A 15099-nucleotide genomic window follows, 5' to 3' on the forward strand; every position below is an offset into this window, starting at 1 on the left:
TCCTACAGGAACATCACTTTTTCATCAGAGTAATTCTCATATGGGTAGATTATGTTGGTGAAATAATACATTACACATAAATTTACTCATTCACCGTATTCTTCTCAGTTTGCCTGCTTACTGACTTCATATACTCATTAAAATCATCGATCATTTGCTGTTGATGTACTCTTATTTCATCCTTTTTCCACTGCGTTTTGGCAAAAATATCTTCTAACTTTAAAGAAACCCCTTTGCCCTTGTATCTATGCTCAAACTCAACTTTTTTAATACTAAAGCCTTTGTTACTCATCTCTGAGTTAATGCTTTTGGTTACTAGTGCCAAGTTACCGAAGTTGTGTAATATCTCGGAAGGGATCTCATCCTGCTTTTGCTCGGGGTTTTGAGGTGTAACATGCTCAACCGAATTTTTAGAAGTTATTTTAAAATTATCAACAAGCGAACTATTATTTCTTTTAAGTTTGAGATACAACACATATTCCAACTTATAAAACCAATAATGCGGATACTGAGTGCCATTTTCGTATTTTTGACCTAAGCTTTCTTTGGCATCAATAAGAGTCTCTTTGTGCCATAAGTTCTGTAAAAACCGATGTGTTCGTATTATAAGTGACCCCTCAACTCGACTGCATAACAAATGATTATCAAGATGTTGTAAATAAAGAAGATTTTTATGATCAGACTGGTTTTCAAGTAAAAACATAAGTAAAGGCGTTAACCAATATTGTGTTGTCATTTGCTGCGAGTGGTAGAGCATACTTTGCAGTAATGCAAAATCTGGTAAGGCATCCTTAGTTTCGCGTTGAAGATAGGCAGTCTCTTGCTTATTGTTATAATTGATACGTATACGACGAATAGCGTGTTGTTTTTCTTCCTCAACCGATACCCATTTAATAACATGCTTATCAAACTGGTATCTCACATCCCAAAGCAATTCAAGAAACTGTTTGGTATCAATTTCATTCGGCTTCTCATCAAGCCAGAATTTTTTGAAGATGAACAACAAATCCTTGTCAGAAATTTTTTCGATATCTGATGTGTGCTGTTTCACCGTCTTCTTTTGCTGTAAGTAAATTCTTAATACATGCTGTAACAGCATTGGAAATGTGATAATACTAGTGATCCTAACAGGTAATCCTGAATCTATATCTTCACCTGGATCATTTTCTGAAGTCGCAACTATTTCTGTTTGATTCAAAATATCTTCAAGCTTGATGCTTTGATCGTCTGAAGCCTTAGTGGTTTTTCTCAATTCATCTAAAACGGCTTTTGCATCAGCCAACTGCTCTCTTTCACCATTCTTAAAATTTACTTTTTTTTCATAGAGAGAAACTGTGTCGAGTTTGGTTGTTGCTTTTAAATGACGCTCAACGTAACCATTCATATTGGCACAAGCATCCCACAACAAAGCATACGCCTCACGCTCATCATGATTTTCTATTTTTTCCAATAACTTGGCTTTTAATATTTCATGATGTTGTAACTGTACACCTCGGTTGTTGATGACTTCAAAAAGCTTATTTAAGTCTGTGTGATCCGGTACTGTGGTTAGAATCAGTTGTACCTTAGTTAGAATAAACTCAGAAAGTGCCCGTTTATCTAATGCTTCTTTCCCATTAAAATAAAATCGGATTTCTTGCAAGGCATCGTCTAATTGCATCGCTTCTGGCAAACTAGCTGGTAGACCTTCACATACTTTTTCAAAGAATTTTGTCACTTGTGGTCGAATTGAAAAACTAATGCGCAAACGTTTACCCTGTTTGGTATCTGCTTGTATGTAGGCAGCCAAATGCTCTTTTAATACCACACTAATGAGCCATAAAGTGGTAAAACGCTGCTGCCCATCGATCAAGTCAAAATATCGCATATCCTCAGAGCCATTCACAGCTCGCTCAATAACTAAAGTACCACCTAAATAAAACTCGTTTTTTTCCTCCAACCATGCTGCAACAATATCATCCAGTAAAGTATGGATTTGCTCTTTACCCCAAACATAAAGTCGCTGATAAATTGGAATGTTAAAGAAAAATTGTTGATCAATAACATCGTTCAAGGTAATTAATTTAGATTGAAACTCAGACATGAGCGGCTCCTTTAAACCTTGAATCAATTTGTTTTTTTTGGTTAGATAACTGGCTTTCCACAGAACGCTCAATACACTCTGCTGTTTTCTGTTCTAAACTTTCAATACGATAATATTTGGCAATTGCAGCGACATAACGCTCTTGTACACGTCGGTTACTTTTAATGTGCTTCACCCACCCCTCATTTGAACTATAAGTTTTACTTACATCCACTTGTTTTAGAAAATCAATGACATCATCACATTGATAAGCGGAAGCAATAACATCAAGCAAATTACGCTTAGGATCTCTTAAAAATTTAATAGGAGTCTCTCGCCTAATATCATCTTGAGATAAACGAATTCCACCAATCCGATGATCGAGCCATAAAGTAAAACGCAATAACCCGTTACTACCCAAACGATCACAATAGACCAGCAAACACAAACGGACTAAGCTTTGCAAGTAATTAGAAAGTGTCTTCACTACATCATTGTAAAATTGCTGCACTGCTTGGATTTCAAGATCTCTACTTGGTTTGTACAAAAGCAAGCTAAGCATTACTGCATATTTTTCAGCGTATAAGAAAAAGCCTACACCACGACTGATCGGTTGGCGTAGCCCAAATGGCAAATATGCCGATTGCACACCAAATTGCTGACTGGCTGGAGTTAAGTAAAAGTCATTGTTATGAGTAAGTCTTAGCGACTGCCCCCACTGGTTTGCACCAGCAGGATACAGTATGACTTCGCCCAATTTTGTAATTTTAGTACGCTCTCCAAAATGAGAAAGCATTTCATCTTTACTTTCTAACTCAACAACTTCATTTCCCGTCCAGTTGCGTGCTCGCCATAAATAATAGTGAAAAAGCTCAGGTGCAAAGTCATGATTGGAGCTAAGTTTTCCCAATTCACCTTGTACTTGCACTTTTTCCCAACGTGAAGCACAGTGGCTTTGCAATAGCTCATCTATTTGTGCATCGTCACTATGAATAGCACGTAAATGGAAGGATTTTAGTAAATCTGTACTACCTAAAGGCACACCACGATTATTTTGAGTATCAAAAAAAGTAAATGCGAGATCTTCTCTAGTTACTATGATTACAGTAAAACGGAGACGATCAAACACTCCAAGTAACTTATCAATCTCTAAATTGTTTTCAGCAAGCCAGTGTTGTATTGTTTGTTTCGCTTGCTGGACATTGACCATTGAACGAGATGAGCGGAAAGAAAATTGAATATGGGTAGGTAATTGCTTGTTTAGCAGCCAATACAATACAGCAAGCGACGTTAGACGTTGTTGCCCATCAATCACACACAAAACTTTCTGTTTTTCACCAATTTTCTTATGCAACAATAAGGTGCCCATGTAATAGGCATCCTCATCTTCACTCTCTTGGATAAAAGACAATAAATCATTTAGAAGCTGGATGACTTTATCAACTCCCCAAACATAGGCACGCTGATAGTTATCCAATACCAATGGATAACCTTCAAGGCTTAAATTATTAAAGCTCAGCAGCTCTACCGATACATTGTCGGAAGTCTCTTCTTGCATTTCTTAATTGACCCTCAGCTAATTATTTAAACAATAATTTCATGTTAGTGATTAATACTTAATCAATAAATATATTTTAATAAGGTTAGAGCATCTCTAAATTGTGTAGGCTTTGACCTGATATGAATTTTTTAATTCTATCGCGTCCAAGCATTCGACAAAGTCTCTGCCTGCTTCATGACCAATTCAATCGCCTCAGCCGCTTTATCTGGTGGGTACTTCCAACGCTGCAAAGTACGACGTACAAGAATTTTAAGCTGCGCACGTACACTATCCCGAACTTGCCAATCCACTGTCGTTGATTTGCGCAACTTCTCGGTAATTTCTCGGGCAATTTGCTTGAGCGTATCATCACCCAATTCACGCACCGCACTTTCATTATTTGCTAAAGCATCATAGAAAGCGATTTCATCAGGGTTCAAACCTAGCGACGCTTCACGTTCCATTTCAGCTTGAAAGTCTTTCGCCATTTGTATCAGTTCTTCAATGACTTGAGAGGTTTCAATCGCACGGTTATTATATTTCCTTAGAGTTTCCTGCAAACGATCTGAAAAACGTTTTTCTTGTACGAGATTATTCCTCGTTTTTGCCTTGATACCATCATTCAATAATTTTTCTAATAATTCGACAGCCAAGTTACGGTAAGGCATCTGCCGAACATCTTCTAAAAACTCATCCGACAGTAAGCCAATATTAGGTTTATCTAAACCACAAAGTGCAAATACATCTGCTACACCATCAGCAAGGACAGCATTATCCAAAATTTGTTTAAGCGTACTATCCTTTTCAGCTTGCGATAATTTACGGTCTACCGAGGTATGCTTACTAATCACTGCTTTAATGGCTGAATAAACCGCAATTTCTTTATGCAGGTTTTTAGCTTCATCCAAAGTACCGCACAGTGAAAAGGCTTTATTGACTGCAAGCACTAAATCTAAAAAGCGTTTTTTGCCATCTTTTAGACTCAGCACATAGTTGGCTGCTGGAATTATCAAGCGATGTGCTTGCGTTTCATAACCACTTAAGTCTAATCCAGTTTGGTCATTGGTCTTGGCAAACATCCCACGAATAGCATCCATTTTCTCAGCAAGCACGGCATAAGCTTCTTCCGCACGTAAGGTTGGCTCACCTTTTCCTTTGGCATCAGTATAAGTTTTTAATGCCTGCTTTAACTCATTGGCAATCCCAATATAGTCAACAACCAAGCCACCTTGCTTGTCTTTAAACACACGGTTGACGCGGGCAATCGCCTGCATCAAGTTATGCCCTTTCATTGGTTTGTCGATATACATGGTATGCGTACATGGCGCATCAAAACCTGTCAGCCACATATCACGTACAATCACCAACTGCAAAGGGTCATTCACATCTTTAAAACGTTTCTCTAAGCTTTTTTTCACTTGCTTATTGTAAATATGAGGCTGTAGCAATGGCTTATCCGATGCCGAACCCGTCATCACAATTTTGATTTTTCCTTTTTTCGGGTCATCATCATGCCAATCTGGGCGCAGAGCAATAATTTCATTATACAAATGCACGCAGATTTCACGGCTCATGGTCACAATCATACCTTTGCCTGCCGTGGCTTCAGTACGGGCTTCAAAGTGCGTCACCAAATCCGCAGCAATCTGTTTCAGGCGTGGGGTTGCACCCACTAACTTTTCTAAGCGACTCCATTCCCCTTTGGTCTTTTCACGGCTACCGACATCCTCTTCATCTTCCACCACCTCATCGACTTGATCAGAGAGTTCCTCGATTTCAGCCTTATTGATGTCCAATTTTGCCAAACGGGATTCATAATAGATCGGCACGGTTGCGCCGTCCTCGACTGCATCTTGAATATCATAAATCGAAACATAATCACCAAAGACAGCTCGTGTGTCTTTGTCTTCACTAGAAATTGGCGTACCTGTAAAACCAATGAATGCCGCATTCGCTAAAGCATCACGCATATGCTTGGCATAGCCAAATTTATAAGTACCATCATTAGACAGTTTGGCTTTGAGTCCATATTGGCTACGGTGGGCTTCATCAGACATCACCACAATGTTATGCCGACCATTCAATAATGGATGCTCAGCTTCTCCATCGAGCAAAGCAAACTTTTGTACCGTGGTAAAGATAATTCCGCCTGATTCACGTTCAGCAAGGAGTTGTCTCAGCTCATCACGATTATTGGCTTGTACTGGCGTTTGTTTTAATAATTCCTGTGCCTGACTAAAGGTTTCAAATAGTTGTCCATCTAGGTCATTACGATCAGTCACAATCAATAAGGTAGGATTCTGCATGGCTGGTTGTTGAAGCAATTTACCTGCATAGCAACACATCGAGATACTTTTACCTGAACCTTGGGTATGCCACACCACGCCTGCTTTTTTATTACCAGTCGGATTCGATGCGGCAATAGTGGCTTGAATAGCTTCACGCACTGCATGAAACTGGTGATAACCCGCAATTTTTTTAATGGTAGCGCCTGCGGCTTGTTGAGAGCCACCATCAGTTTCAAACAACACAAAGAAGCGGATGTAATCGAGGAATAACTCACGATCAAAGAAACCTCGAACCACTGTTTCTAACTCCCACTCTAAAGCAGGTTTATCATCTTCATTTTTAATGGTACGCCACGGCAAGAAACGTTCTTGACTTGCTGTTAATGAACCGACCCGAGCTGTAATGCCATCACTTACCACCAATGCTTCATTAAATACAAACAGATCAGAAACTTCTTCCTTATAGGTTTGTAGTTGATTAAACGCATCCCAAATATCTGCATTTTCATCGGTGGGGCTTTTTAGTTCTAATACAGCGAAAGGTATGCCATTAATAAAGCAGATAATGTCAGGCCGTCTTGGCTGCTTTGTGCCTTGGATAGTAAATTGATTAATGGCAACAAAGCGATTTTGGTAAATATGATTAAAATCAACCAAAAACGCATGGTCATTCACCCAGTCATCTTCTTTTTTATAACTGACGGGTACACCTTCCAGTAACATTTGATGAAAAGCACGGTTATTGGTGATTAAATCCAGACTTTCAGGCTTAGTGAGTTTTTGTAAAACCTGCTCAAAACAACTCACTGGCAAATGTGGATTTAAGCGTTCAAAGGCAGTTTGTAAGTCTGCTTCAATCAGAACCTGCTTATAATCTTTGCGTAAAGGATTGCTACTGTCAGGTGCAATATCCACACCATGAACGACTTCCCAGCCATTATCTAAGAACCAGTCTAGGCAGAGGTTTTCGAGTTGTGTTTCGTTCATGGTTGAAATTCTCTTATATTAGCCTTTTTAAATTACTTCCGTTTGCAATGAAATAACAATAATATTTTATATCAAATACTTAAATTAAAATTATTATCTACTTCCATTTGTGATGAAATGAAAAATATGTTGTCCTTTTGCATCGATTGTTGCCAAAAAAGTTAAATTAACTTAGCATATACATAGCTCATCTACCATATGTAGAAAGAGTATACAAAGTCTTTATATAGCAATATATCGGGACTTTAGCTTAAAAAAACTAAAGTCGTTGTACAGAATTAGCAAGTCGCTTTTCTTTCCCACAAACAGTTGTATAAAATCTCTGTTCAATTCCATACAATAAAAATTTCATATCTTCTTCGCATGATATTTCAAAATTTTTAGCAGATTTATCAAATTTTAGATTTGCACAATATTCTTGGACATAATCAAAAATTGTGTCTTTATCAGCATCACTCATAGCCGTGAATGTAGCTAAAGCCAAAGCTATACGTTTTCTATTTTGTTTACCAACTTTTTGAGCATCATAATCATTTGATACTTTTATAAAATCCAAATCAATAAATTGTTGCACCTCTTCTTGAGTAGCCTCTTTATACAGCATATCTATTCCCTTAAAAATGCTGGAAATAGTAGCTAAGTTTCTAAAGATTAGTCTATCTTCTTTTTTGAAATATATAGCATCAGGCAAATGGTTAATAACAACTCGGTCGACATTATCCTCAATAACTAGCTCATCACCTAAAGTAAGGAATTTTTTAGTCACATAAGATGATGGTGTAACCTTTTGAAAGAAGTAATCTTCATTTTGGACTGAACAAAGGTAGACTATATCTTTATACTTAGATTTTGGAATACTGTTATATTCTGAAGAAACAAACTGTTTTCCTAAAAAATCCAGGAAAAATTCTTGTTCACTAAAACTATCAATTTTAAACCAGCTATCCTCATCAAGAAGATGGTCAGAAGAATACTCTACTAGACTGACATTACTAACATCAAAGTTATAAATTTCTTTATCATCAAGTAACTTATAGAAAAAAGGTTTCTTCCTTCCCTTTACTCGTGCTATTAATTGATTCATTCATTTCCTCTTTCGATAAAAGTATAACTATTAATTCGGTATGCTACATCAACTTCAACATCTTCTGGAATTTTATAATCATATTTTGTGATTAAAAATATGGATGCACCATGTTTAGTTTTGATATTGTAAAAATTAAACCCAAATAACAAAAACAATGGGTTAAAATATAAAGCTTGAGATAAAAATGTAAATACAAACAATATGGCATAAACACATACCAATGTTTCTATATTATTAACACTCAATGCAACAAAAAAATAACCTAGATAACTGGGTAAAAAACTATTATTTGCATACTCAATTTCTTGTATGGGGTAGCTTTTAGCTCCTGTTTTGTCTAATTCACATTTAAAACTATCTTTACCAAGTTTAGAACATAAAAGAATACTAAGATATGTCATCAAAATTGGTGAAACAACATATACAATATATGATAAATATTCAGAAACTCCTTGCCATAAAACATACTTTTCCTTAATCAAAAAAATTATCAACAATAATGATGTCGAATTTAAAGTGAGTAAGAATCGGAATATTATATTCATAATTAATCCCTCTCACCATGCAAATCCAATAAATCCACCTCACCCGACAACAACCTTGGTAATAAAGTATCTCTTAAATCAATCAATGTTTGATTTTCAATTTTTAATTTATTTTGATAAAAATAAAATGATCTTACTTTTGCAGAATACAAACACCTTAAACTTATCGGCGGTACAATTATCTGAAAATCCATAATTGCTTTTTTATCACCTCTAGGCATTTTTGAACCTTTAGATGAAGCCATCATTCTGTCAAAAAAACTGTCTTGGTAAATTAAATTATATAAATATTCTTCCGTACCTTTTTCTAAGACATCAAAGTTCAATACATCATTAGAATGCCCACCATCGAAAAAAGAAAACCAAATTTTCTTAAAATAAGGTCGGATATTGGAAACTAAAATATTCCCTTGCCTAAACGCTGGAACACTATTTGCCTTTGGTAATGAACTTGCTTTTTCGATCCCCTTTTTTTCAGGTAACATATTTTCTGTAGATATATAATTTTCAAGAGTTAAATCTTTTAATGAAATTTTATTAGTACAGTATTTTGCAATATCCTTAATTTGCTGTAACTCCCACCCCTTCGGCACCTCCCCCAACTCACTCTCTACCAACTCATCAGGAAATAGTGCAGCAGTGGCTTGCAATTCTGCAAAATCATCTTCTGCCATTTGCTCAAGTTCAGCTTCACTTTTTCCACTAATCGCATACATAGCAGCAAGTTCAGGGTCTTGTCCTGCTTGCTTTGCTGTAATCTTGGCACGCACAGGTTCAAAGTCGATAAACCAACTTTTAAAGAGGGCTTGGGCAATGGATTCTAGGGTTTGATTGATTTGATTATTTAGATGGATTTTGTCGTCTAGTGATTTTAAAATTTTACCTATTTTTTTCCGTTTAGCTTTCTCTGGTAATCGTAGATTAAATTCTGCCAATGCTTGCCAAGAAACTCTTTGTCTTCCAGAAGTTCCTTCCATTCTTGAAATTGCGTAACTTCTAAAATCGGGTAATCGTGCGAGATAGTAAACAAAATCTTCGTCGTCTTTTGACTTTGCTGACAAAACTATAAACTCTGTTGAACCGTGGGCGATACAACCTACTGGTAAATTTTCGACTTTAGCTGTTTTACCATTTTCTAAGCATGGAGTGATTCGTGCAAATAAGGTATCACCATTTTTAAATTTTGCTCCGCCACCATTAAAAACTTTATTCGAAACTTCATTAATATCTCTGCCATTTACAGGTAAAGATGCCATATCAATAAAAGGAAATTCCTTACCTTTAGATAACGGACGGCTGGGATTAAAATCCACAATATCCTTTATTGTCTCAAAACTCACAACTCACCCCCAAACTCTTTTTTAATCGCCCAATACCCACGTGTTCCACCCACACGCTCAAGCCAATCCGCATCTTTTAAATGATTCAGATGCTTTTGTAAGGCAGACTGATTAATGCCAAGTTGCTCTGCCAAAGAGCGATAAGAAACTTTCGGATTACGCTGAATTAAAACTAAAATTTCTTGTTGGCGTTCGGTGAGTTGATTTGCTTCGATTGCACCACCTAAACCCTCTATTACACCACTTGAATGATCAATTGCACCACCTATTGCACCACTTTCCAAATCAATCACAGGACGGTATAGCTTCACATCAAAAAAATCATTGGTTTCTAAAAATTCAGGTGTTGCCAGTTTTTCAGCTTCACACAGTAGAGAGGGTTGCTCAAAGCTCATAACCTAAGCCTTTTAAGTTCTTTTTGATTTCACTTTCCAGTACAGCACTTTCAGCAAATTGCTGTTTCAGTTGCCCTGTTAAGCGTGCCATCTTCTCGGCAAAAGGTTCTCCATCATCTTCCTGCTCGACTGCGCCCACATAACGTCCTGGGGTCAGTACATAATCATGCTTCTGAATGTCTTTTAACTCAGCCGAGAAACAAAAGCCTTTTTCATCCTGATAAGCTTCACCTTCAAAATTTTCACCTTGTTGCCAAGCGTGTAAGGCATTGGTAATTTTGGCAATATCTGCATCAGTAAAGTCACGCAGTACACGATCTTTCATATAGCCCAAGTTACGAGCGTCAATAAATAAAGTCTTGCCCTCACGATTGGCTTTCTTTTTATCTAGGGATAAACCATTCTTTTTATCTTTGGTCAGAAACCAAATACAGGCAGGGATTTGCGTATTGGTAAACAGTTGCCCTGGCAATGCCACGATACATTCGACCAAATCTGCTTCAATCAGGTTTTTACGGATTTCACCCTCATTGTTGGTATTGGAACTCATCGAACCATTGGCAAGCAAAAGTGCCATACTGCCCGTTGGTGATAGATGGTGCAGCATGTGCTGCATCCAAGCAAAGTTGGCATTGCCCTGTGGCGGTGTGCCGTATTTCCAACGTACATCACTTTCCAGTGAAGCGTGCCACCAATCTTTGATATTAAACGGTGGATTTGCCATCACAAAGTCAGCACGTAAGTCTTGGTGTTGGTCGTCTAAAAAGGTGTCGGCGTTCTTTTTACCAAAGTTAAAGTCAATGCCACGTATCGCCATGTTCATGGCAGCCAGTTTCCACGTGGTCGGGTTACTTTCTTGCCCGTAAATAGAAATATGCTTTTTCTGTTCCGATGCTTTGTAGTGCTTTTCTTGTGCATGTTGTTCAATGAATTTTTCACTGGACACAAAGAAACCACCCGAACCCATTGCAGGGTCATAGACTCGACCTTTATAGGGCTGCAACATTTCCACAATCAAAGTCACGATACTTTTAGGTGTGTAATATTGCCCACCTTGCTTGCCTTCGGCTAAAGCAAACTGCCCTAAAAAATATTCGTAAACATGCCCGAGAATGTCTTTACTGTGCAGACTGAGTTTTTCACCATTGTATTCAGGCTTGGTAAAGCTGGTGTCCGAAAAGGTGTTGATCAAATCCAACAGCTTGTCGTTATCTAGCTGATACTGACCAATACGGTTGAGAATGCCTTTTAATTTAGGGTTGGCTTTTTCAATTTCATCAAAAGCATTATCAACTAACCAAGAGATAGAACGTAATTTGACATCTTGCCCATGTTCATCTTGCCAAATAATCGAACCAATCGCTAAAGCGGCTGTATTTTGCAATGTTGTCCAACGTGCTGCTTTAGGCACCCAAAACACATTTTTTTCTTGATAGTAATCGATAATTTCTAATTCATCAGCGATTGCTTGTTGGTATTCCTCTTCTGTGTCGTATTGATCACGAGGCATGTAATAGATGTTGTGATCATCTGCTTGAGCAAATAAATCTTTAAGTTCAGACTGACGTTCATCAAAGGCATCTGCCACATATTTTAGGAAAATCAACCCAAGGACAATATGTTTGTAGTTGGCAGCGTCTAGGCTGCTTCTGAGTTTGTCAGCGGCTTTCCAGAGCTTGTCATCTAGGTCATTTAGAAACTTTTGTTCCAACGATTGCATGTAATTTCCTCAGTCTAAGATTAACCGCTTTGGTTTTATACTTTATGTTCAATAATAGGCATAAGGTAGCATAACTGCGACCTGTTAAAAGTCATGCTCTTAACAAAAAAATGGCATGGGTTAAGTGTGCCAATTTTAGCGTAATACGCAAAAGCAAAATAGCCGTTTTATAATTGTTGCGACATGTGTTGACGTACAAATAATACAACCTACGACATTACTCGACTTGGACGCTTAGATTTAACCTAATTTAGTATTTTCCATGCTGGCGAATCACTGCAATTCACCCAATAATAAAAGGTTGCACTTGTTGTCGCGAAGTACGCTTGCATACAGTTGCTCGCCGTGTCTAAGCTAGGCTAGCTATGCGACTTCATTATCCCCAGTAATAATTTAGCTTTTAAAGTCTCCAATAAAAAGACATGATTTGTCACACTGATGTATGGATGCATTCTCTGCTATACTCATTTTTGTTGTTAAATTGATGGAGTCTCAAAGTGCTTAAGACCACCGAACAGAAAAAAAAATATATTCAAGACACACGTTTGCAAAACTACCTTGCGAGCCTCAAACTTGAAGGAATCATCACATCTGGTAATATAGCACAGCTCAACAAAGCGCAAATTTTGCAAAAATATAAAAAGTATTCACAACAAGAAAACTAGTCGGGTGCTTAAATGGATAAGTATGGCGAACTGGGTGATAGCCTATATTGCTACTCAGGTACAAATATTTTAAAAAACAAGCTGAATATCCGTGATGAGCAGATTTTAGAGCAAGCCGAACTTGAACTGTCTGGCATATCAAGCAGTCTGATTGAATATGCAGAACCACCTTACAACCTGCAATATTTACAATCTATTCATGCCCAGCTTTTTGGTGACTTATACGAATGGGCTGGACAACTTCGACAGATTGATATTTCCAAAGGCGATACACGATTTTGTACTTTTACACGTATCGAAATTGAAACCAATAAACTTTTGAACACACTACAGCAGCACAATTACTTTCAAGGTTTAGAGCCACAGCAACTTATACCAAAGCTTGCCGATTTGTATTGTGAACTCAATGTCATCCATCCATTTCGTGAAGGCAATGGACGCACCCAACGTATTTTCTTTGAACACCTCATTGTGTACTGTGGCTATGGTGTAGATTGGTCGCGAATTGAATCACAAGCATTGTGGGTACAAGCGAACATTGAAGGCTTTTATGGCAAATTAAACCCATTGATTAAAATATTTGAACGCTGCCTGATTCTTACTGATTAAAAAAAAAGGGAGCCGAAGCTCCCATTAGTTTATGCACGGTTTTGCAATTTAAGTTCTTTGGGAGCATCAGGTCGTATTGTAATGGTCTAATGGAATCGGGCAGTTCGATAGGTATAAACCATCGCCGTTACGAGGGCAACGACATGAACAAGCACAGAGGCACTTTTACACCTGAATTCAAGTGACATATTAGTGAGTAAATACCGCTAGTAGTCATCTACACAATAATCCTCAAGCTCGTCAAAATCATCATCTTCATCCGACTTAGAGTGAACCTTTCCACGTCCTTGCTGTGCATTCTCATTTTTAGCACTAGCGATGCCATTTTCAAAAACTATTTGTAATACCTGTTTCAAATTCTCAACGGTTATTACTTCCATTTGTTCGATCGGTTTTTGTGGGGCATTTGCTTGAGGCACGATTACAACTTTAAAACCATGCTTTTGTGCTTCCTTAATTCGCTCCTGTGCATTGGATACAGTACGAATTTCTCCTGACAAGCCTACTTCACCAAATACAGCCACATCTCGTGGCAAAGGTTGATTATTTAAACTCGATACACACGCCAATAAAACAGCTAAATCCGAGCCTGTTTCAGTAATCTTTAAACCACCTACAATATTGACATAGACATTATGCTCAACAAGATTTACACCCGCTCGCTCACGCATTACAGCTAACAACATAGAAAGTCTGTTGTGTTCCACCCCTAGCACCACATGGCGAGCTTGGTTTTTTGACTCACTGACCAAAGACTGAACTTCAACCAAGAATGGGCGCGCGCCCTCCCGACTGACCATGACCACAGAACCAGCAAAAGGCTCAGCATAACGCTTTAAAAAAATAGCAGCAGGGTTGACCACCTCTTTTAAACCTTGTTCTGTCATTTCAAAAACACTCAATTCATTCACAGCACCAAAACGGTTCTTGACCGCTCTCAACATCCGATACTGCAAATCACTTTGACCCTCAAAATACAATACACAGTCAACCATGTGCTCAAGCACTCGTGGTCCCGCTAAAGCACCTTCTTTCGTGACATGACCTACGATCAGTAAAGATATACCTGTATGTTTAGCATATCTGGTTAAGATTGAAGCAGACTCCTTAATTTGCGTTGTACTTCCTGAAGCGGACGGAACAGACTCCGTATAAAGGGTTTGAATAGAATCCAGTATCACTATAGATGTATTTTGTTTATCTAATATTTCGCAAATACGCTCCACATTTGTTTCAGCCATAGCATTCAGTTTATCCACTGGCAAAGCTAAACGTTTAGCACGCATTGCAACTTGCGACAGCGATTCCTCCCCTGTGATATATAAAACAGATTGTTTTTCTGCAATATGTGTAGCAGTTTGTAGAAGTAGAGTTGACTTACCAATGCCCGGATCGCCACCAATTAATACAACTGAACCACTTGCCAAACCACCACCTAGTACACGATCAAACTCCCCTATACCAGTTGAACACCTAATCTCCTGACTTGCCTTAACCTCATTTAATTTCGTTATATGATGGTGCTCTCCTGCGTAACCAGAATTATTGAGACCTGCGATGGCTCGATGTTGAGTTTTTACCTCAACAATACTTTTCCTAAAACTATTATAATCACCGCAGTTAATACATTGTTTTACCCATTGCTCCTCTTTGTGCCCACATTGACTACATGCAAAAAGCACACTTTTAACCATAATTGACAACCTATGCTGGACTGATAAACGCAGCCTAACCAGCATAATTGTCTTTCTCAAGAGCTGCGGCGGAATAAGGGCAATGGGTAGTAAATAGTGTGAAAAAAATATTCAATTGATTAAGAGTGATAACCCATCCAAGATGCTAACTAGCGTCAAAAAAAAAA

The 15099-nt window shown here is 37.9% G+C and carries 10 protein-coding genes and 1 pseudogene; 2 read left to right on the forward strand and 9 right to left on the reverse strand.

The window, feature by feature from the left end; genetic code table 11:
• Positions 1 to 82: 82 nt before the first annotated feature.
• From F903_RS15700 to F903_RS15735, 8 genes and pseudogenes are all read right to left on the reverse strand, one after another.
• A complete protein-coding gene (locus tag F903_RS15700; RefSeq protein ID WP_005198524.1) occupies positions 83 to 2083 on the reverse strand; it encodes a DUF262 domain-containing protein in 2001 nt (666 codons plus the stop codon).
• Complete coding sequence (locus F903_RS15705; RefSeq protein ID WP_005198525.1) at positions 2076 to 3620, reverse strand: DUF262 domain-containing protein; 1545 nt, start codon at positions 3618 to 3620, stop codon at positions 2076 to 2078. The genes F903_RS15700 and F903_RS15705 overlap by 8 nt, the downstream gene beginning before the upstream one ends.
• A gap of 137 nt (positions 3621 to 3757) precedes the next feature.
• Entirely contained in the window at positions 3758 to 6877 is a 3120-nt protein-coding gene (locus F903_RS15710; RefSeq protein ID WP_005198527.1) for a type I restriction endonuclease subunit R, read from the reverse strand.
• Positions 6878 to 7136: 259 nt separating this feature from the next.
• Positions 7137 to 7961 carry a hypothetical protein gene (locus F903_RS15715; protein WP_005198538.1) on the reverse strand — a complete coding sequence of 275 codons (825 nt, stop codon included), beginning with the start codon at positions 7959 to 7961 and terminating at the stop codon, positions 7137 to 7139.
• On the reverse strand, positions 7958 to 8509 hold the full coding sequence (locus F903_RS15720) for a hypothetical protein (protein WP_005198540.1): 552 nt from the start codon (positions 8507 to 8509) through the stop codon (positions 7958 to 7960). Before F903_RS15720 ends, F903_RS15715 begins: the two co-directional genes overlap by 4 nt.
• Positions 8510 to 8511: 2 nt before the next feature.
• Positions 8512 to 9849: a restriction endonuclease subunit S gene (locus F903_RS15725; RefSeq protein ID WP_005198542.1), complete on the reverse strand. Its 1338-nt coding sequence runs from the start codon at positions 9847 to 9849 to the stop codon at positions 8512 to 8514.
• A pseudogene (locus tag F903_RS15730) lies at positions 9846 to 10220 on the reverse strand (LexA family protein); the annotation flags it as partial. The gene F903_RS15725 and the pseudogene F903_RS15730, both read right to left, overlap by 4 nt.
• Positions 10221 to 10233: 13 nt before the next feature.
• Positions 10234 to 11964, reverse strand: a complete 1731-nt coding sequence (locus F903_RS15735) for a class I SAM-dependent DNA methyltransferase (RefSeq protein WP_005198546.1) — start codon at positions 11962 to 11964, stop codon at positions 10234 to 10236.
• A 497-nt stretch (positions 11965 to 12461) separates the two neighbouring features.
• On the opposite strand from F903_RS15735, the gene F903_RS16515 reads away from it, so the two are divergent.
• Together F903_RS16515 and F903_RS15740 are read left to right on the forward strand one after the other, a co-directional pair.
• Positions 12462 to 12629 (forward strand): YhfG family protein, encoded by a 168-nt coding sequence (locus F903_RS16515; RefSeq protein ID WP_005198548.1) that lies wholly within the window; start codon positions 12462 to 12464, stop codon positions 12627 to 12629.
• Positions 12630 to 12641: 12 nt separating this feature from the next.
• Positions 12642 to 13238, forward strand: a complete 597-nt coding sequence (locus F903_RS15740; protein WP_005198549.1) for a putative adenosine monophosphate-protein transferase Fic — start codon at positions 12642 to 12644, stop codon at positions 13236 to 13238.
• Between the two features lie 206 nt (positions 13239 to 13444).
• On the opposite strand, the gene radA is transcribed toward F903_RS15740, so the two are convergent.
• Positions 13445 to 14932, reverse strand: coding sequence for a DNA repair protein RadA (gene radA / locus F903_RS15745; RefSeq protein ID WP_005198550.1), 1488 nt, complete (start codon positions 14930 to 14932; stop codon positions 13445 to 13447).
• Positions 14933 to 15099: the final 167 nt, after the last annotated feature.

The sequence above is a fragment of the Acinetobacter sp. NIPH 298 genome (assembly GCF_000369505.1).
Classification (GTDB): Bacteria; Pseudomonadota; Gammaproteobacteria; order Pseudomonadales; family Moraxellaceae; genus Acinetobacter.